Origin of the sequence: Neobacillus cucumis, assembly GCF_016908975.1 — a bacterium.
Classification (GTDB): domain Bacteria; phylum Bacillota; class Bacilli; order Bacillales; family Cytobacillaceae; genus Neobacillus; species Neobacillus cucumis.
This window is the reverse complement of the sequence record NZ_JAFBEX010000018.1, coordinates 89,121-107,369: the sequence shown is the minus strand read 5'-3', so window position 1 is coordinate 107,369 and position 18,249 is coordinate 89,121. Positions and strand designations below refer to the sequence as shown.

Genomic DNA, 18,249 nt, shown 5'->3' with positions numbered 1-18,249 from the left:
ATAAATCAACAAAGCCAAGCACTCATTCTTTTAAAATATGGGCTTGTGGGCCTAGTTATTTAACCATCCATAAAAGGAATATTACATAGGTTAAGTCTAACATTATGTTTTTAAAATGAAGGGAATAGGCGTATGAACCAGTATTGGTATGTGAATTCAAAGGGGAGCGGGCAGCTATATAATAACCAAATTTAAGTACAACCATTATATTTACAGCCACAATCACCCAAACTTGGAGGAATAAATGGTCTTGGAATTTCCGAGCGTTGGAGTAGTCGAATCTATCCGGCTGGTTGGAAGAGTCGGGGGGTTAAAGGGTCAGTTTACCGAAATTTTAAACAACGTTAATACAGTATTAATTAGAGCCTTCGGGCTCTATTTTTATTTACAAAAATAATTCATTTGAAGCAATGTCATTGGTCATAAAAAGACTCAAGCATAATTGCAAGATGTAGAACCTGTAGTCAGGGGTTCCACGTAAGCAACACGGCAGATATCATCGATCTCGGAGTAGTAAAACGGGAGTTCCATACAATCGAACATATGGATTCATGATGGTACTGGTAACAGCTCGGATTGTTGGCGGGCGTAGAGTGCAATATCTTTGCAAGTCGTGCATCCCAGAGTTTAGGAGCGGACATTTGTGGGGCACTATACACTAGGGGTCAAACCTTTTCTTTTGAGAATCTTTATGAGTTTAAGACAGGCTCGTTAATAACAAGAATGGCAAACGATGTTGTTTAAGTCCAAAATTTACTAGAATAGCCCTTCAATCACTCAACAATCAATGATGGGAAAATACTAAATGAAATATCTGTTATTCTAGAATTTTTTTAAAAAAGATATTGACAGGAAAATAACTCTGTTATATTTTATATATAAATTAAATTAGTTGTTATATAACAGTTGAGGGGGCTAGTTGATGAACAAGTATGAAAAAGCCTATGATAGTTATTTAAGGATTTGTGAAAGGTATGAAATGGAGTCAATCGACTTTGACCGCTTCATCAAAAATCTTACCAATGATCAGTTGGACGAATACAGTAAATTAGCCGTTTAACTGAATGGCGTGATTACACAAGATGGATATCCCGGTTGATGTAGTTGTAGAAGAAAGATAGAAACCCCACTAGTTGCTAAGGAGAACTGGTGGAGTTTTCCATGTGAAGTCACGAGAAGATTGGTGGAATCAGGTAAGATTCTAGGAATATAGGTTCTAGATCACCTGATTGTGAATGCCTATGCAGAATACTACAGCATCAAAGCAGAAGATAAAATTTTTCAAATGTAGAGAATGGTGTAAATTCTATAGGAGATGTAAATAATAAGATTTATCAAATACTAAGTACTCGAACTTCGCACCTAAATTTTCAAGTAAAATAGTTTGGGTCGTCAACATTTAGCGGAAAACATGCGTTAAGCAAAATTCGACAAGGATTTATTTGAATTTTCATATGCTAAGACCAGTACTTGTGTTAAAAACATAAATATTAGCAGGTTATTGAACATTGAAAAGAAATGGGTTAGTTTTAACTGATAAAGGATTGAAACCATGATAAAAAATCCGGATATACTCTGAATAAGCTAAAAAGGAAAGACGTGTTGAAGTATATGAACTGTAAAAATCTTTGGCTCCTGTTCATCACTTTATTGATTGTGTGCACACTAGGAGGATGTGGAGGATCCAATATAGATAAGAATATAACCATTACGAAAAAACCGGTAAAAGTTGCAAAAATTAATAATAAACTCAAAAAGGAAAGTCAAAAGGAATCGAAAATTCGTCAAGAAGTGAAGAATTATTTGCAAAAAAATAAATTAAGCGGATCAGTTGCGATTGTGAGAGGCAACCACATTTTGTTTAATGAAGGCGTTGGTTATGCGGATATCGATAAAAAAGTTTTAAATCAACCATCCACTACGTTTCCCATCGGTTCAATTACAAAATCCTTTGTCGCAACGAGTATAATGAAGCTACAGGAACAAGGAAAATTAAACATTCAAGATCCAATTTCAAAATACATACCAACATTTCCAGATGGAAAAAACATAAATCTTTATCATTTTTTAACACATACATCTGGTATTCAAAGATTGCGTTGGCATCCAGGAGATACCACGCCTTTAAAATTAATACAGGAAATTGAAAAAATGGGATTAAAATACCCGCCGGGTAGCAGATGGGATTATTTAGATACAAATTACATAGTTCTTGGATATGTGCTGGAAAAAGTGACAGGAATGGATCTTAACAATTTTATTCAAACAAATATATTTGATAAAGTTCCAATGAAGGACAGTGGATTTATTACCCCGGACCATCCTGTATCATATACTTCTGTTGGTTATTTACTAAATGGAGATAACTACACACCGACAAAGTACCTGAATACCTATGCACTTTTTGGATGTGGGAGTATTTATTCCACCGCCTTGGATGTAGCTCAGTACGATCAAGCATTAATGAATGGTCGTCTCACTTCAAAGGCTATCCTCAAGCAGATTATTACCCCTTCAAGCAAGTCCACATATGGGCTGGGTCTTTATAATGATATTACTAATGTTTACAGCGTTGGGGTTTTAGGTGGTTGGTATACAATGCATGCGTATTATCCTACGGATAAAACATCTATTGTAGTTTTATTGAATGAACGGGGGAATTCCATCAATATTAAATCTATCGTTTCCGATATCCATCAAATTACAGTAAGCAGCCATCACTAATATTTAAGGAAAAGATCTCTACAATTAAAGAAGTAACTACTCCATTTATAGCGAAAAAAACCAGTCATACCAATAAGAAAAAGAGGTAAAATTACACAACCGAGATAACTTTTTAATCAAGTAACGTGCGTTTGTAAAGCTGTATTTGCTCTCGTGGATCGAGCAGGGGAGACTCTACGGTCAAGGGATGTTGAATGATTTTTATAAACAATTTCAACACTTAAATTATAAGCCCAACCATTCTGAAGTTTACAAAGGATTGCATAAACTGCTGGAGAATGGAATCATCATAAGGTCTCGAATTATAGAAGAGTCCACATTAAATTGGGTGAAGTTTCCTGAAAGAAATTAATAGAGGGCAAAAGGGTAATTAGGTCGGTTTAGATGAGTTAGATTAATTTATCCACTTAAAACTAATATTAAGTAAAAGATAAGATTACTTTTATAGAGTTTCAGTTCTATTACAGAATATATCCTGCTGTAGAGTAGTAGGCGATTTTTATTTTAATACCTGGAAGTAAAATATTACGTAAAATAACGTTTTGACATAATAATCATCGGAGCAATATTAAATGCAAGTTGATTACTGTATATATAAAAAATGTTTCCCTGATAGAATTTTACGGATTAATGCTTTCGGTACAGTGGATGAGCTATTTTTTCCAAAACACCTTAAATTTTTATGAGAGAAAGAATTGCAAATATACGCCTTTCAATATAATCACCAATCTTTTCATGCGAGAAATAAAGAGGGAAATGTATCCAAAATATTATGAAGGAATGCATGGCAGTAAGTACGACTATTGGAAATTCTCCAATCAAAAAGGACCGGGCAGTTTTTGCCCGGTTATCCTAGCTTCCTATCAGCATTTTTCAGGTACTTACGTTTTCTAAAAAGTGTTCGATTACAAGGGAGGATGCTCCCATTGCGGTTGCGTTTTTTCCTAAAGATGACAGCAACAGCTCATAACTACTTCCTAATTGATCATTGATTCTTGATGAAATGGAATTTCGCAGTGAGTTTAAGACGATAGGCAGCGCTTCAATTATATCGTTGCGGACCACAACCGCCTGAGGGTTAAACGTATTTAAAACATTGACCAAGCCAACCCCTAAGTAGTAGCCAAAGTTTTGCAAGGCGCTTAAGATTTCAGGGTCATTTTGGTTGGCGAGATTGATTATTTCCTGCTTGGACTTTTTGGGGAGTTGACTTGGCTGGGAATTCAGCATCGCCTTTTCGGAGGCATACAATTCCCAGCAGCCCCGGTTTCCACACCTACATTTAGGTCCATTTAGGTCAATCGTTAAATGCCCCATTTCCCCAGCAAATCCAATGTCCCCTCTATATAATTCGTTATTAATAATGATCCCTGTCCCAATTCCGGTACCGACACTCACGAATACCAGGTTTTGATAATCTTTAGCGGCTCCAAATTCTTTCTCTCCGTGGGCTCCGGCATTAGCTTCATTTTCAATAAATACGGGTACTTGAAATTCTTGTTCGAGGACCTTCTTTAAGTCGATATCCTTATACCAGTTGAGATTTGGGGCAAGTGTAATTTGATGTTCATTATTGACAAGCCCCGGTACCCCTAAACCGATGCCGATTAACCCGTAAGGTGAATCCGGCATCTGGTTGATAAAGCTGTTAATCATGGAACATAACTGATTTTTAATGGTTTCGACATTAGGATTATCTAGCTTCTGATGGTCCTCGAGGACAATATTTCCTTTCAAATCGGATAAGATGCCATTTAGATCATCAACACCAACATCAATTCCGATTGAAAATCCAGCATTTTTATTAAATAAAAGCATTACCGGTTTTCTTCCTCCGCTTGACTGCCCCTGACCGATTTCAAAAATAAGATTTTTCTCTATTAACGTGCTGATTTGTGAAGACACAGTTGATTTATTCAATCCGGTTTTTTCGGATAAACTCGCCCGTGAAATTGGAGAGTTGGAGACAATTTCATTTAAAAGTACTTTTTGATTAATTTTTTTGACTAACATTTGATCCGCAATTACCAAGTTTCTTCCCACCTAATTTGTTTATCCGATGAATAAAGTAAACATCACTTTTATATTAATATTATACCCAAAATAAACTAAATTTGAACATAAATTTTAAATAAACTATTGATAAAAACGCTTTAAGTTTATAAGATGTAATTTAATTAGTTTGTTTAATCAATATACTAATTGAAAAATTTATTATTAATTTTAATTTGGTTCAATCAACATTAAGTGAATATTTTGGAAGCATAAACAAGGTGGCTTATGGAAAAGATTAAAAAATCCATTGGGATTCAAATACTATAATCTAGAGGAAGTAATCACCGGCAAAACTATGAAGGACCATTTGCGTTTTTCCGTTGCCTACTGGCATACGTTTTCAGCAGATGGAACGGACCCATTTGGTGTAGGGACGATGCATAGACCTTGGGATTGCTTTTCGGGTATGGATTTAGCCAAATCAAGAGTAGAAGCAAGGGTAAGAATTTATAAAAACGGTGTATGATCTCCGGAAAAAATTGGACGGTCTGCAGCCGCTAACGATTAATTTTTTATGCTATTAAAAAAGAAATGAACCAATGAAATTTCTCTATTTAGGAAAAACAGGTTTAATAGTAAGTGAGCCTTGTTTGGGGAAGATGACGTTTGGCCGGGAAAAACGGAACAGGACAGCTTTAAAATTTTAGACCGTTTTGTTGGGAATTTTATTGATACGGCCGATGTCTATACCCGGGGCGTGTCGGGAGAAATCGTCGGAAAATGGCTGCAAGGAAAGAAAGAGGATGACTATGTCATTGTCACAAAAGTCGATTCAGCATAGGAGAAGGACCAAATAATATTCAAAGATATTCTGATTCCTCTTTGTAAGTATCGTTGATGCATTTTTTAATAAAATTTCCTAGTTAATTATGCGTAGATAACATAACCAGGTCGAGTATATAAACTGTGTTTTGAAAGGGCCTTCCAAAATGGAACAGCCCTTAAAATTTTTACTTTTCCTGCAATTCAAGAGGAACTGATCCCGGGCGATTACATGTACTTTCCATTATATAATGTTTACCGCTATCTGAGGAATCATGGAAGCCGTGCATTGCTTCTAAAACATGATAAGCTAGCTCGCCGCTTGCACGATAGTTTCCACCTTCGAGGATGGCTCTAGCCATATCTGCCACCCCCAGACCTCTGCTGTTTTGGGCATGCCCATAGGCAAGAGGGACTTCTTTAAATTCTTTTTCATCTCGTTTTCTAATCTTGACAGGCCCGTCGAACGTATTGGGATCAGGAACAAGTAACGTGCCTTTACTGCCGTAAATTTCAATCGAGGGGAGAGAGGTACCGCCAAATGCATCAAAGCTTGTTGTGAGATTGCCGATGGCTCCCGATTCAAAATCAATCACTCCAGAGATGTGCGTAGGGGTCAATACTTGAATTTTCGTACCGGCTTTCGGTGTGCTAAGCACCGTTCTTTCAGGGTAACTAATCCGAGTGGAACCAGAGATCCGTTTAATTGGTCCCAAAAGAGCGATTAAGGCCGTTAAGTAATAAGGTCCCATATCAAACATTGGCCCGCCGCCTATATCATAATAGAAAGCAGGGTCTGGATGCCAATGCTCGTGCCCGGGGCAAATCATGAAGGCCGATGCCCCGACAAGTTCCCCAATTTCATTTTGTTCTATTAAATGGATCGCCGTTTGAATACCCGCACCCAAGAAGGTATCAGGTGCGCTCCCAACGAGAAGATTACGTTTCTTGGCTGTTTCTAAAATTTGTCTTCCCTCCTCACGTGTGACAGCCAGCGGCTTTTCGGTATAGACATGCTTGCCTGCTTCAAGTGCCTGGATGCACACAGAGGCATGTGCTTTTGGAATGGTTAAATTGATCACTAAGTCAATGTCAGCATCTAACAGCAGCTCTTGTACCGAGCAAGCTTTAGGAATACCGAATTTTTCAGCTTGAGACTCGGCACGCTGGATATCGATGTCCGCACAGGCGATAAGCTTGAGGTGAGGGAACTTCTGGCAGTTCTCCATATAAATGGAGCTAATATTACCACAACCAATGATACCGATTTTAAGTTTTTTCATAATGAATCCTCCGTTTATTATTTTTTTAATGACTGAACTTATTGACTATCCCCCATACCTGTATAGGCACGTACATTTCCATAAATAGCCGCCACATCCAATTCTTCAGCGCGTTTCTTCCCTTCGGCAGACCACAAAAATCCCCGGCGCATAATCAGCGAGACTTCCGGAATGGCAATAATGTTTGCTTGATGACCTAATGAACAGTAAAACACATTTCCAAGGCCCCAGCGTTTTGTCCAGATTACAGGCATATCAACCACCTTATTCGCAGCATGCGGCCCGTGATAAACCGGGAAGCGGGTGGTAGCCAACACTTCAACTGCCGGATCGTAATGAAGGTAATATTGCTCACTCACGATTTTAAAATCAGAGAGACCCTCTAATAACGGACTTGAGGAATGCTTGATGTTCACGGTGTATTCCACACCATCATTTCCAGGATGGGCAACCCAATTCCCTCCCGTCATAAATTGCCAGTCTACATTATTTCGGAACGAGTCACACATTCCGCCATGGCATCCTACCAGCCCTACCCCTGATGCTACCGCTTCGGATATATTCAAAACATATTTTTTTTGGATTTCACCCATCGTCCAGTGGGGAATGATTAAATCCAATGATTTTAATTTTTCCTTGTCTGCATAAGAATCAAGAGAGTTGGACAACTCCACTTGGAAGTTTTCCTCTTCAAGGATTCCTTTAAAGATTTCCGCTACCTGTTCGGGCTGATGGCCATCCCACCCTCCCCAAACGATTAAGGCTTTTTTTTTCACGACTCAAGCACTCCCTTTGAACTTTTTTATTTTAAACTTCAGAAATTTGGATCCATTGGCGTTTTTCAATTGATAAATCTACAGCTTCTAAAACTTGCTGGCACTTTACGCCGTCATGGAAATTTGGCACAGGCTGACGATCCTCACGGAAGGACTCCATTAGCTCCACAACCTCATGGATGAACGTATGCTCATAACCAATCGTGTGTCCAGGCGGCCACCAGTGTTGCGCAAAAGCGTGCGAGGGATCAGTCGCTAAGACGCGGCGGAAGCCTTGTACATCTTCTTCGTCATTAGCAAAGTAAACCTGCAGCTCATTCATGCGTTCAAAGTCGAAAATGACGCTGCCCTTACTACCGTTGATTTCAAAAGAATTTTTACAGCGATGGCCTGTGGCAAAGCGAGTGGCTTCAAAGCTGCCCAATGCTCCTTTCGCAAAACGGGCCATGAATAGTGTTGCATCATCTACCGTAACTTCACCTTTTTCGCCGCTATCGCTGCCTCTTGCCGATAATCCAGTCATCTCGAAAGGAAGCGGTCGTTCCTTAATAAAAGTTTCGCTCATACCGATAACTTCCGTGATATCGCCAACTAGATAGTGGGCCAAATCGATAAGATGGGCTCCAAGGTCGCCGTGTGACCCGGAACCTGCAATATCCTTCTGAAGTCGCCAGACAAGCGGGAAGCTTGGATCAACAATCCAATCCTGCAGAAACCATGCGCGGAAATGATATATATCTCCCAATCTGCCTTCGTCGATAAGCTTTTTCGCCAACATGACAGCAGGGGCAAAGCGGTAATTGAATCCAACCATATGCTTGACCCCGGCGGCCTCTACGACTTCAAGCATTTCTCTAGAGTCTTTTAATGTAAGCGCTAACGGTTTTTCGCAAAAAACATGTTTTCCTGCTAGTGCAGCCGCGATGGTTATTTCTTTATGAACATCACTTGGGGCATTTATATCGATTAAATCAATATCGTTTCTATCTAAGAGCTTTTTCCAATCTGTCATGTATTCTTCCCATCCGAATTGCTTGGCTGCATAAGCCACGCTCTGCAGGTCACGGCCACAAATAACCTTCATTTCAGGGTGAACCGTCTTTGGGAAAAAGAGTGGAAGATCCTTGTAGGCATGGCTGTGCGCTTTACCCATAAATTTATAGCCGACCATTCCTATTTTAAGTTTTTTCATAGCTTGTCTCCTTTTTATTTGCTTAGCGGTGTGATGGATTATTCTGAATGTTTTTTATATTGGTAAATGTATCACTATTTTATTTGACACAACAAGATAAAACTTATATAATCCTAGACAAAATTTATTATTTTTTGAGGAAAAATCTTAATATGTTACTATATGAAGCACACCATTTTGATTTAATCACAAACTATTATTGCATGAATTTAAACTTCCCAAGCCATATCCACCGTTGTTTTGAATTAATATTTCTCGATGATGGGGAGATGGAAGTAATCATTAATCAAAGACGATTTCATTTAAAGGCTGGACAATTCTTACTAATATTGCCGTATGAAATTCATTCACTTCTGACGAAAACACAATCTCGGGCTAACATTTGTATTTTTTCTCCAGACTACGTTCAAACGTTTCAAAGAATGACAGAAAATAGTGCGCTTGAAAATCCCATATTTAACCTGTCTCCGGAAGTACATACATTAATTTCCAGGACATTATTCCAAGATACCACAAACCTTCTTGAACATAAGGCTAGTCTTTATTACCTATTATCAGAGCTGATGGGACAAACCACTTTAATGAATGTGAATAAAAAAGACCCGGAATTGCTCCATACTCTACTAACCTACATACAGGAACACTTTACGGAATCAATTTCGTTAAAGAGCATTGCGGATACATTGGGCTACAGCTACAATTATTTATCGAAATATTTTAATGCGAATGTTAGAATGTCTTTTGCAGACTTTTTAAATGGAACCAGGATTAACTATGCTTGTTATTTACTAAGATCGTCGGAAAAGAGCATTACCGAAATCGCTTATCTTAGTGGTTTTGAAAACATACGTTCATTCAATCGCAACTTTGTGAAAATAAAATTATGTACGCCAACGGAATACGGGAAAATCAACCACTGATGTTTATTGATTTGTATCCTATCAACTGCAAAAACACTTAAGGATATAGCCATAAAAGGAGGGGAAATATGGTAGAAAAATCTTTTACGGTTGTCGACCAGGCTGCCATCCATGCCGTCCAGCCATAGTATTGTTCAGCACCGAATCGAAATTTAAGTCAGATGTGAAATTAGAATACAAGGAAAAACAGGTGAATTTGAAATCGCTTATTGGACGCTATGTCCCTTGAAATTCCCTATGTAGCATAAATAAAGGTGATTGCCGCGAGAGAAGATTTCAAGAAGAAGTTCAAGGGCTTGAAGAAGTCCTGAAAAAAGAAGAATTGGCGAAATAGTGGGCTTATTGGAAAACTCCATCACATTTTTTTGAGAGGTCTGAAAAAGTTCCTTTAAAATTTAGGGCTGTGTGTCTAAATTGGCTGTTGATTTCCGCTCAAATAAACATAGTTCTTCGAAATAGCTATATTTTAAAAAGGTATAATTTCTAATAATTAAGGGGATTATATCCTTTTTTCTGTATAATTATAGTATCAATTTCAAGTGATGGGTATTAGGATCCAAAATCAACAGTCGTTGCTTTTCAGTCTGTATATGGCTATCTATGATTTAGTTGTTCCACAGGATAATTTGTTGAGCAAAATCATGGATGCCACACATACAAAAGCCCGCTACAATCAGAAATCTCCTAGAGAAATTCTGATGGATTGCTCTAAAAAACTTAGAAAAGCAGTTTACCAGTTCGACGAAAATATAAAAATAAATTCCCCACCCAAAATACAACTGATATCCTTGAGAATGAAATTGACTATTGCCACAAGCTTGTTGACGTTATTGAAAAGGAAGATACCTTAACCCAATGACGTTTTTTTTCTTCCAAATTTATCAGATAATTTCCCACTAACAGCTGCCCCGATTATGGCTCTAACTAAGATGGAACTTACCACAATTCCCTCAGTCATATAATTTAATCCTAGGCTTTTCTTAATGTAGAGAATCGCACAGAAATGACACGGGTATCAAAACCAAACCACCTAGTGCTCCAAGGAATAAATGATAGCATTATTACTTTTCTTGTAAAACCCCCTATATAGTTCATTCTTGCAATTCTAATTAGGCTGACTATTTTAATTCCAATCAGGTCAATTTACTTTACAATATGACATTTTCATCGCTGGGTCTGTTTTTTTATTTCGGCTTTTAATTAATGCCATTTTTGATTGATGCAACGACTGCAAAGTGCGATTGGTTCATGAATTTTATCGAGAGGTAAAACTTTAGGTCACACCTGTAAGTCGGGCGTTGTTCTCTCCTATGAGCACAAAACGGCAAAACATGGCTGCAAATGGAGGCCGATATTTTTAATACAAAAATTGAAAAGCTTTTCTAGCGGGAAGGAAACGTGTATGGGAGCGACTATGCCGGCTCATACAGATTCTGTTGGCTCCTTAAAAAATTAATAATCCATTATTTTTGGAAAAGTGAAGAACAGAAACATTCAGCAGGAAAATAAAAACAAACCCGTTGGAAGCGGATAGCATGTATGTTCTCTTATTATTTCTATGGGTGTTTGTATGATAGATGAACAAAGTAAAATAAGGAAAAACATAGTTCACAAGTGTTTTTATTGTATTTTTTTTAAGAAATTGAATGGTATCATGAAATAGAATGTGTTAAAATATAGTTAACATAGTTTGGTTAGAAGACAAACTAACAAGAAGCCTCAGGCCGTGTATAGATATTCTTTATGGGTATGGTACGTTATTAAGAATGTAAGGGCTTTTAATTGAATGGTGTCATTAACTCTGTTACTGGTTTTGTATTGAAAATAGGTTTTGCTTTAGGCGGGATTGTCCGTGGATATGTACTTGTCTGTAACAGGGTTTGTTGAAGTTTTTAAAGTTCAAAGTGCTGTAGCTATGCATGGTATTTTAATGGTTCTTTGCATAATCCCAATTTGTGTCGTCATTCTTGGGATAGTCGGTATTCTTTTTTACCCGATTTCCAACAAAGGTATTGAAAAAACGAATACAGATATTGAGGACAGAAAAGAATTAAGGGAAAATACCAGTGATTACCCCATCTACGGTGTTTGCTTTATGAGGGGGCGGCTCGATTTTGATGTAACCAGATTTGCACGGCAAATTTTAATTACTGCATGTATAAGAAAAGTAAGAAGGAGAGTTGTTTAATGAATAAGAATGAAAAGAAAATGAAGATTAATGCTGAAAAATTTGCATACACAGTTGTATCTTCACGTAATGTTGAAGGTGATATGCCAGAAGAAATAGCGAAGAAACAATTAACACTATATTTAAGTGCTTATTGGCTGGCAGAGAAGTTTAACAGCTTAGAGACCCAATCTTTCCAAAATATGAAAAGAAAAGAATATGAGGACCTAATGATGAAACTTTCAGGATATAAAGTGTTTTGATAGCTGAATATGTTCTGTTTACAGCAAAGAATCACCACTCACCGAATAAGGACGACGTAGTGATTTTTTTAAAAAAATAAATTGCCTAGTCAAATGTAATTGTTGATATATAGCAATTCTTTTATATCAGTTTATTTCCTGAACAAACTAAGTAATCCAATATTTTTTCCAGTGAACCTAAAGTCTGCAACTCTTTTTATTTATGTTCCGGCATTGAAAGATTAATAAAATCATCCATAGCTTTATAGCCCGGATCACTAGCGTGCAAGTGATCCCCGGAATCATATTTTTTGGATTCAACATACGCAGGTTATTTGGATCAAGTAAAAGCTTACTAAAATCGCTGATATCATTGATTCCTTTTACTAAAATAACATCAGTAACACGGTTTGGTTAAACACATCCCGATCCAATCGTTCCAAAGCTTTGATCTCATAATTTGGCGAATCGCTCAGAATCCGATTGCCTGTAATCCCTTCATTAAGGACGGACATCTGTTGGCCAACAGTTCCTGTTTAAAACGGTCCGCTAAGAAATCAGTCCAGCGATGATTGGCATTTGGTGTCTACTGCCAACCGTCAGTAATCGAGTCCCCGAGAGTCACGACAGCTCCTTTGACCGATGGGTGTGCTAAAAACATCAACGCCACCCAGCCAGTAACAGCCATTTCCAGTTTTTGAAGGTTAATCAGAATTTCAGTATCCGATGTGTGGTCCCCAGTATTAGAGAAATAAGTATTCTGATTCGAATTAAAATGCCATGTAGCCGGGCCGCTCTTTAATTCCTGGCCAGTAGGCATAGTAACAGATTGGCTTCCATTAAAAGTCACTTGATGGTCCTTAGTTAGAAACAGAGAGTTAAAAAAAATTCCTGCCTTTTATCGAATCTTTGTTAACGGATATTGGGATCTCCCAATATACAGGTCGTTCTAGACGAAATGGGGGAATTTTTAATTAAGTGCGATAAATGTTTATATTCAGATGTAGTTAATGAGCATTTAAAAGCGATAAGTAGAGAAAAAAATATTTTATATTCGCTTCAGCAAAGGGATTAACCGATAATGGGGACTTTTTACGATTTCACAGGTAGAACGCACTTTATTTTAATGAGGTGATGAATGCCTGCTTGTAGGAGACACTTTGGATTAACAAAGGTTGTATGGTATTGAAGTTAAGATTATAGCAAATGCCCGCTCTGTTGTAGAGCGGGCATTTGAAATGTAATTAAAGGGGGTTACGCTTCGTTTATCCCATTTTTGATAAAATTTTCAATTGCGAAAGCTGCTACACCTAGCGCTGTTGAATGGGTGGAAAGCTTTGAAAAGAGAATTTCATTATCGCTCTGATTATATGATAAGGCAGAGGATTTAACCGTTTTTCGAATCGCAGGCTCTATCCACTTTTGTGCCATAGCCAGCCGATTTCCAATGATCACTTGTCTTGGATTAAAACTATTGATAATATTGTTAATTCCATAGCCGATATATTGTCCAATTTCCTCAAATAGTTTGATGGTGTTTTGATCATTTTCTTCGGCCAATTGGATTAAAGACTCAAGGGTTACATTTCTTTGATTGGTCAACGACATTAAAGCGTTCTCAGAGGCGTACATTTCCCAACATCCCTTGCTGCCGCATTTGCAAGGTCTTCCATTGATGTGAATAATCATATGTCCCATTTCACCAGAAAAACCACTCTCACCTTTATACAGCTGTCCATTTAATATAATGCCAACACCAATTCCACTGCTGGCACTAACATAAATGAGGTTTTCTGAATTCTGGCCTGCACCAAATTGTTTTTCGGCATATGCTCCAGCATTTGCCTCGTTTTCAACACATACGGGAACATTAAATTCGGCTTCCAATTCTTCTTTTAGGTTGATATTCTTCCAGCCTAGGTTTGGTGCGAGCACTACGATGCCTTCTTTATCAACAATTCCTGGAACTCCGACTGCAAACCCAACAATGCCATATTTGCTGTAGGGCATTTCGTTCATAATGGCACGAATCATCTTTTTAACTTGTCCAATTACAACCGAATAAGTTGAATCAATGATTTGTTCATGTTTTTCGATTACAATTTCGCCTTTTAAATTGGTTAAAACAATTAAAATATAATTAACACCAATATCTATTCCAATAGAAAAACCGGCTGCTCTTTTAAAATAAAGAATGACAGGACGACGTCCGCCACTGGATTCACCAGCGCCCGATTCATACACCAGTTCTTCTTCTAATAATTCATTTATCAAAGAAGAAACGGTTGCTTTATTTAGACCAGTAGATTGGGCAATATCCGCACGCGATATTGGATCGTTTTCCCTAACCATATCTAATACAAGTGATTTATTATTTTTTTTCACAACTTGTTGATTCCATGTTAATGGCTGCAATAAATTCACCTCCTTTGTTTGATATATAACATAATAATACCATGAATTTAGTTTGTTTGATATCCAAACGTAATATGTTGTTTAAACGGTCAAACTAGAAGACCGTTTTTTTTATTATATTCATTATCCTTATAAGGATAATATCATAAAAGTAGATATTGTTAAATAATTAACAAAGATATTCCTAATCGTGACTGAGTCTATATATAATTTATAAAAATTATTTAGTTTATTCGATAGACAAACTAAGTTGGCGGTGATATAATAAAACTGTAAACAAGATTAAAAGCCGAACAAGGCGTTGAAAAGGATATTTAAATTACAGGAGGAAACGACAATGGCTTACTTTGAAAATGTAAACAAGATTAAGTATGAAGGTGCAGATTCGAAAAATCCTTTAGCTTATAAATATTATAATCCACAAGAAAAAGTAAATGGTAAAACAATGGAGGAACTACTTCGTTTTTCAGTAGCTTATTGGCACACTTTTAATGCAGACGGAACAGATCCGTTTGGAGTAGGTACTGCCATTCGACCATGGGGTCATTTAAAAGGTATGGATTTAGCAAAAGCACGTGTTGAGGCTGCTTTTGAATTTTTTGAAAAGCTTGATGTTCCTTTCTTCTGTTTCCATGATTTTGATATTGCTCCAGAGGGAAGCACATTAAAAGAATCAAATGAAAACTTAGATGTTATTGTTGCAATGATTAAAGAATACATGAAAACAAGCAAAACAAAGCTATTATGGAATACTGCCAACATGTTTACAAACCCACGTTATACACATGGTGCAGCTACATCCTGCAACGCTGATGTTTTTGCTTACTCTGCAGCAAAAGTGAAAAAGGGATTGGAAGTTGCAAAAGAACTTGGTGCAGAAAACTATGTATTCTGGGGCGGCCGTGAAGGTTATGAAACACTGTTAAACACAGATATGAAATTAGAGATGGACAACTTAGGACGCTTCTTCCATATGGCAGTTGATTATGCAAAAGAAATCGGTTTCGATGGACCATTCTTAATCGAGCCTAAACCAAAAGAGCCTACTAAGCACCAATATGATTTTGATGTTGCTACAGGACTAGCATTCTTACAAAAATATGATTTACAAGATTACTTTAAGTTTAATATCGAAGCAAACCATGCAACTCTTGCAGGCCATACATTTGAGCATGAATTAAGAACTGCTCGTATCAATGGGATGTTAGGTTCAGTTGACGCCAACCAAGGTGATGTATTGCTTGGATGGGATACAGATGAATTCCCAACAGATCTTTATACTACTACTCTTGCAATGTATGAAATTTTGAAAAACGGGGGTCTTGGAAAAGGCGGATTAAACTTCGATGCAAAAGTTAGAAGAGGATCTTTTGATCCTGAAGACCTATTTGAGGGCCATATCGCAGGAATGGATTCTTTTGCTATCGGCTTAAAGGTTGCTAACAAGCTGATTGAAGATAAAGTGTTTGATAGTTTCATTGAAGACCGCTACAGCAGCTATACTCAAGGTATTGGCAAGAAAATCGTTGAAGGTACAACAAACTTCCACGAGTTAGAAGAATATGCCCTAGGATTGACTGAAATCAAAAATAAATCTGGTAAAACAGAGCGCCTAAGAGCATTATTGAATCAATATCTTCTTGAAACTCTTTCCAGTGTGCGTGTTTAATAAATAGAATAATCATTAAAAATGTGCTGGAGCTTAACTCCAGCACGTTTTTATAGAAAAGAGATGATAAAAAATGAAGTACGTAATTGGAATCGACCTTGGTACAAGTGCAGTAAAAATTTTGCTTGTGAATCAAGACGGCGAAGTTTGCCAGGAAGTATCAAAATCCTACCCTTTAATAATCGAAAAGTCGGGCTATAGTGAGCAGGATCCAGAAGCATGGGTGTCAAGAACAACAGAAGGACTTGCTGAACTTGTCAATAATTTCAAAGGCGATATCAGTGAAATTGAGGGAATCAGTTTTTCTGGACAGATGCACGGCCTTGTTTTATTAGATCAAAATCGTCAGGTAATAAGAAATGCAATTTTGTGGAATGACACACGCACAACTGAACAATGTCAGCAAATTTATGATGTTGTTGGCAAGGAACAGTTATTGGAGATAACAAAGAATCCAGCATTGGAAGGGTTTACTTTACCGAAGCTTCTTTGGGTAAAAGAGTATGAGCCAAATAACTTTGTAAAAGCCAAGGTATTCATGCTGCCAAAAGATTATTTACGTTATCGGATCACAGGTAATATCCATATGGAATACTCAGATGCTGCAGGAACCCTCATGCTTAATGTAGCCAAACGGGAGTGGAGCACTGAAATATTAAATCTGTTCGGTCTTTCACCAGAGCTTTGTCCACCGTTAGTTGAATCACATGCGTGTGTTGGAACCGTTTCTATTGACTTTGCCAAGAGTACTGGATTGTCTGAAGCTACAAAAGTGTTTGCCGGTGGGGCTGATAATGCTTGCGGTGCAATTGGTGCTGGGATATTGGCGGAAGGTAAAACGTTATGCAGCGTAGGTACATCCGGTGTCATTCTTTCCTATGAAAAGAGAAATGATCTCGATTTTGATGGTAAGGTTCATTATTTTAACCATAGTGAAGAAAATACCTACTATACGATGGGTGTAACCCTCGCCGCAGGATATAGCCTAAGCTGGTTTAAAGATACATTTGCAAAGGAAGAATCATTTGATGAGTTTCTGCAAGGGGTCGATACGGTTCCCCCAGGAGCAAATGGCTTGTTATTTACTCCATATTTAGTTGGGGAACGAACACCGCATGCGGATTCGAATATTCGCGCAAGCTTCATTGGTATAGATGCCTCTCATGAAAGGAAGCACTTTGCCCGCTGTGTTCTCGAAGGAATCACGTTTTCTTTAAATGAAACGATTCAAATTTTTAGAAACAATGATAAAAAAATTGATTCCATCGTTTCTATTGGCGGCGGTGCAAAAAATGATATTTGGCTGCAAATGCAAGCAGATATTTTTGATGCCAAAATTGAAAAGCTGGCAAGTGAACAGGGACCGGGAATGGGCGCTGCGATGCTGGCTGCTTTCGGCTGCGGCTGGTTCTCTTCTTTGAAGGAATGCGCAGAAAATTTTATTCAAACTGCCAAGACCTATTATCCAATTAAAGAAAATGTTGAAACATACAAAAAACTATTTACGATCTATCAGGATGTTTATACACATACGAAGACTCTTAATGAGCAATTAAGAGAATTTAGAAAGTAATTCAGATTTCAGTTGATACTTTCCAAATAAGACCTTGGAGGCACCTGGAGCTTCCATGGTCTTTGTAAAGGTTATTCAAAATTGAAGAATACTGAGGGTTTGATAAAAGGTAATATAGCAACTTAATTCAATTAATGGACAAACAAAGTTTGAGAGAGGAGAATTATCAATGGATAAAATGGATAAGAAAATGAAAATTAATCCTGAAAAGTTTGCCTACACAGTTATATCATCACAAAATGTTGAAAGTAATTTGCCGGAGGAAATAGTAAAAAAACAATTAACCCTTTATTTATCTGCCTACTGGCTGGTAGAGAAATTTAATCAGATGGAGGCCCAATCTTTCGAAAATATGGAAAGAAGAGAATATGAAGATCTTATGGTGAAGCTTTCTGGATTTAGAGCGCTTTGAAAGCGTTCTCGAAAAATTGGTTCTAATGAACAAAGGGAGTGCCCCTAAAAGTATCACCT

Annotated in this window: 17 protein-coding genes and 3 pseudogenes; 13 read left to right on the top strand and 7 right to left on the bottom strand. The window is 37.5% G+C overall.

Going from position 1 to position 18,249, the window contains the following annotated elements:
- Window positions 1-244 precede the first annotated feature (244 nt).
- The 4 genes and pseudogenes from JOC76_RS21500 to JOC76_RS30925 all read left to right on the top strand — a co-directional run.
- Window positions 245-397, top strand: coding sequence for a hypothetical protein (locus tag JOC76_RS21500; protein WP_205180831.1), 153 nt, complete (start codon window positions 245-247; stop codon window positions 395-397).
- 525 nt (window positions 398-922) lie between these two features.
- Complete coding sequence (locus tag JOC76_RS21495) at window positions 923-1,060, top strand: hypothetical protein (protein ID WP_205180830.1); 138 nt, start codon at window positions 923-925, stop codon at window positions 1,058-1,060.
- 551 nt (window positions 1,061-1,611) lie between these two features.
- Window positions 1,612-2,724, top strand: a complete 1,113-nt coding sequence (locus tag JOC76_RS21490; RefSeq protein WP_205180829.1) for a serine hydrolase domain-containing protein — start codon at window positions 1,612-1,614, stop codon at window positions 2,722-2,724.
- 136 nt (window positions 2,725-2,860) lie between these two features.
- Window positions 2,861-3,076, top strand: a pseudogene (locus JOC76_RS30925) (hypothetical protein); the annotation flags it as partial.
- A 521-nt stretch (window positions 3,077-3,597) separates the two neighbouring features.
- Here the strand turns inward: JOC76_RS30925 and JOC76_RS21480 are convergent.
- Window positions 3,598-4,755 (bottom strand): ROK family transcriptional regulator, encoded by a 1,158-nt coding sequence (locus tag JOC76_RS21480; protein ID WP_205180827.1) that lies wholly within the window; start codon window positions 4,753-4,755, stop codon window positions 3,598-3,600.
- A gap of 197 nt (window positions 4,756-4,952) precedes the next feature.
- Here JOC76_RS21480 and JOC76_RS21475 point away from each other — a divergent pair.
- Window positions 4,953-5,233 (top strand): annotated as a pseudogene (locus tag JOC76_RS21475) (xylose isomerase); the annotation flags it as partial.
- A 132-nt stretch (window positions 5,234-5,365) separates the two neighbouring features.
- Window positions 5,366-5,560 carry an aldo/keto reductase gene (locus JOC76_RS21470; protein ID WP_205180826.1) on the top strand — a complete coding sequence of 65 codons (195 nt, stop codon included), beginning with the start codon at window positions 5,366-5,368 and terminating at the stop codon, window positions 5,558-5,560.
- Window positions 5,561-5,729: 169 nt separating this feature from the next.
- Here JOC76_RS21470 and JOC76_RS21465 read toward each other — a convergent pair whose 3' ends face one another.
- The 3 genes from JOC76_RS21465 to JOC76_RS21455 are packed head-to-tail and all read right to left on the bottom strand — an operon-like array spanning window position 5,730 to window position 8,792.
- The gene (locus tag JOC76_RS21465; protein ID WP_205180825.1) at window positions 5,730-6,824 is read right to left on the bottom strand and encodes a Gfo/Idh/MocA family protein; all 1,095 of its coding nucleotides are present in this window, start codon (window positions 6,822-6,824) and stop codon (window positions 5,730-5,732) included.
- 38 nt (window positions 6,825-6,862) lie between these two features.
- Window positions 6,863-7,600 (bottom strand): ThuA domain-containing protein, encoded by a 738-nt coding sequence (locus tag JOC76_RS21460; protein ID WP_205180824.1) that lies wholly within the window; start codon window positions 7,598-7,600, stop codon window positions 6,863-6,865.
- Window positions 7,601-7,631: 31 nt separating this feature from the next.
- A complete protein-coding gene (locus JOC76_RS21455) occupies window positions 7,632-8,792 on the bottom strand; it encodes a Gfo/Idh/MocA family protein (protein ID WP_205180823.1) in 1,161 nt (386 codons plus the stop codon).
- Between the two features lie 152 nt (window positions 8,793-8,944).
- Here JOC76_RS21455 and JOC76_RS21450 point away from each other — a divergent pair, with 152 nt between their 5' ends.
- Together JOC76_RS21450 and JOC76_RS30920 are read left to right on the top strand one after the other, a co-directional pair.
- A complete protein-coding gene (locus JOC76_RS21450) occupies window positions 8,945-9,712 on the top strand; it encodes a helix-turn-helix domain-containing protein (RefSeq protein WP_205180822.1) in 768 nt (255 codons plus the stop codon).
- 130 nt (window positions 9,713-9,842) lie between these two features.
- Window positions 9,843-9,941 (top strand): HPr family phosphocarrier protein, encoded by a 99-nt coding sequence (locus JOC76_RS30920; RefSeq protein WP_239557876.1) that lies wholly within the window; start codon window positions 9,843-9,845, stop codon window positions 9,939-9,941.
- Between the two features lie 633 nt (window positions 9,942-10,574).
- Here JOC76_RS30920 and JOC76_RS30915 read toward each other — a convergent pair.
- Window positions 10,575-10,771: pseudogene (locus tag JOC76_RS30915) on the bottom strand (MFS transporter); the annotation flags it as partial.
- Between the two features lie 793 nt (window positions 10,772-11,564).
- Between JOC76_RS30915 and JOC76_RS21435 the strand changes: the two are divergent.
- Window positions 11,565-11,900, top strand: coding sequence for a hypothetical protein (locus tag JOC76_RS21435; protein ID WP_205180821.1), 336 nt, complete (start codon window positions 11,565-11,567; stop codon window positions 11,898-11,900).
- On the top strand, window positions 11,900-12,142 hold the full coding sequence (locus JOC76_RS21430; protein ID WP_205180820.1) for a hypothetical protein: 243 nt from the start codon (window positions 11,900-11,902) through the stop codon (window positions 12,140-12,142). Before JOC76_RS21435 ends, JOC76_RS21430 begins: the two co-directional genes overlap by 1 nt.
- A gap of 565 nt (window positions 12,143-12,707) precedes the next feature.
- Here the strand turns inward: JOC76_RS21430 and JOC76_RS21425 are convergent.
- Together JOC76_RS21425 and JOC76_RS21420 are read right to left on the bottom strand one after the other, a co-directional pair.
- A complete protein-coding gene (locus tag JOC76_RS21425; RefSeq protein WP_205180819.1) occupies window positions 12,708-12,941 on the bottom strand; it encodes a hypothetical protein in 234 nt (77 codons plus the stop codon).
- Between the two features lie 434 nt (window positions 12,942-13,375).
- Window positions 13,376-14,545 carry an ROK family protein gene (locus JOC76_RS21420; RefSeq protein ID WP_307784749.1) on the bottom strand — a complete coding sequence of 390 codons (1,170 nt, stop codon included), beginning with the start codon at window positions 14,543-14,545 and terminating at the stop codon, window positions 13,376-13,378.
- A 328-nt stretch (window positions 14,546-14,873) separates the two neighbouring features.
- Here JOC76_RS21420 and xylA point away from each other — a divergent pair, with 328 nt between their 5' ends.
- The 3 genes from xylA to JOC76_RS21405 all read left to right on the top strand — a co-directional run bounded on the left by xylA (window position 14,874) and on the right by JOC76_RS21405 (window position 18,190).
- Window positions 14,874-16,205, top strand: coding sequence for a xylose isomerase (gene xylA / locus JOC76_RS21415; RefSeq protein ID WP_205180818.1), 1,332 nt, complete (start codon window positions 14,874-14,876; stop codon window positions 16,203-16,205).
- Window positions 16,206-16,278: 73 nt separating this feature from the next.
- Window positions 16,279-17,778, top strand: a complete 1,500-nt coding sequence (xylB, locus tag JOC76_RS21410) for a xylulokinase (protein WP_205180817.1) — start codon at window positions 16,279-16,281, stop codon at window positions 17,776-17,778.
- A gap of 169 nt (window positions 17,779-17,947) precedes the next feature.
- Window positions 17,948-18,190 (top strand): hypothetical protein, encoded by a 243-nt coding sequence (locus JOC76_RS21405; RefSeq protein ID WP_205180816.1) that lies wholly within the window; start codon window positions 17,948-17,950, stop codon window positions 18,188-18,190.
- Window positions 18,191-18,249 lie beyond the last annotated feature (59 nt).

What these genes read in the sequence shown, in the direction of transcription:
- JOC76_RS21500 (WP_205180831.1), top strand. Translation starts at nt 245, where the DNA reads ATGGTCTTGGAATTTCCGAGCGTTGGAGTAGTCGAATCTATCCGGCTG.
- JOC76_RS21495 (WP_205180830.1), top strand. Translation starts at nt 923, where the DNA reads ATGAACAAGTATGAAAAAGCCTATGATAGTTATTTAAGGATTTGTGAA.
- JOC76_RS21490 (WP_205180829.1), top strand. Translation starts at nt 1,612, where the DNA reads ATGAACTGTAAAAATCTTTGGCTCCTGTTCATCACTTTATTGATTGTG.
- JOC76_RS21465 (WP_205180825.1), bottom strand. Translation starts at nt 6,824, where the DNA reads ATGAAAAAACTTAAAATCGGTATCATTGGTTGTGGTAATATTAGCTCC.
- JOC76_RS21455 (WP_205180823.1), bottom strand. Translation starts at nt 8,792, where the DNA reads ATGAAAAAACTTAAAATAGGAATGGTCGGCTATAAATTTATGGGTAAA.
- JOC76_RS21450 (WP_205180822.1), top strand. Translation starts at nt 8,945, where the DNA reads ATGTTACTATATGAAGCACACCATTTTGATTTAATCACAAACTATTAT.
- JOC76_RS21430 (WP_205180820.1), top strand. Translation starts at nt 11,900, where the DNA reads ATGAATAAGAATGAAAAGAAAATGAAGATTAATGCTGAAAAATTTGCA.
- JOC76_RS21425 (WP_205180819.1), bottom strand. Translation starts at nt 12,941, where the DNA reads ATGCCTACTGGCCAGGAATTAAAGAGCGGCCCGGCTACATGGCATTTT.
- xylA (WP_205180818.1), top strand. Translation starts at nt 14,874, where the DNA reads ATGGCTTACTTTGAAAATGTAAACAAGATTAAGTATGAAGGTGCAGAT.
- xylB (WP_205180817.1), top strand. Translation starts at nt 16,279, where the DNA reads ATGAAGTACGTAATTGGAATCGACCTTGGTACAAGTGCAGTAAAAATT.
- JOC76_RS21405 (WP_205180816.1), top strand. Translation starts at nt 17,948, where the DNA reads ATGGATAAAATGGATAAGAAAATGAAAATTAATCCTGAAAAGTTTGCC.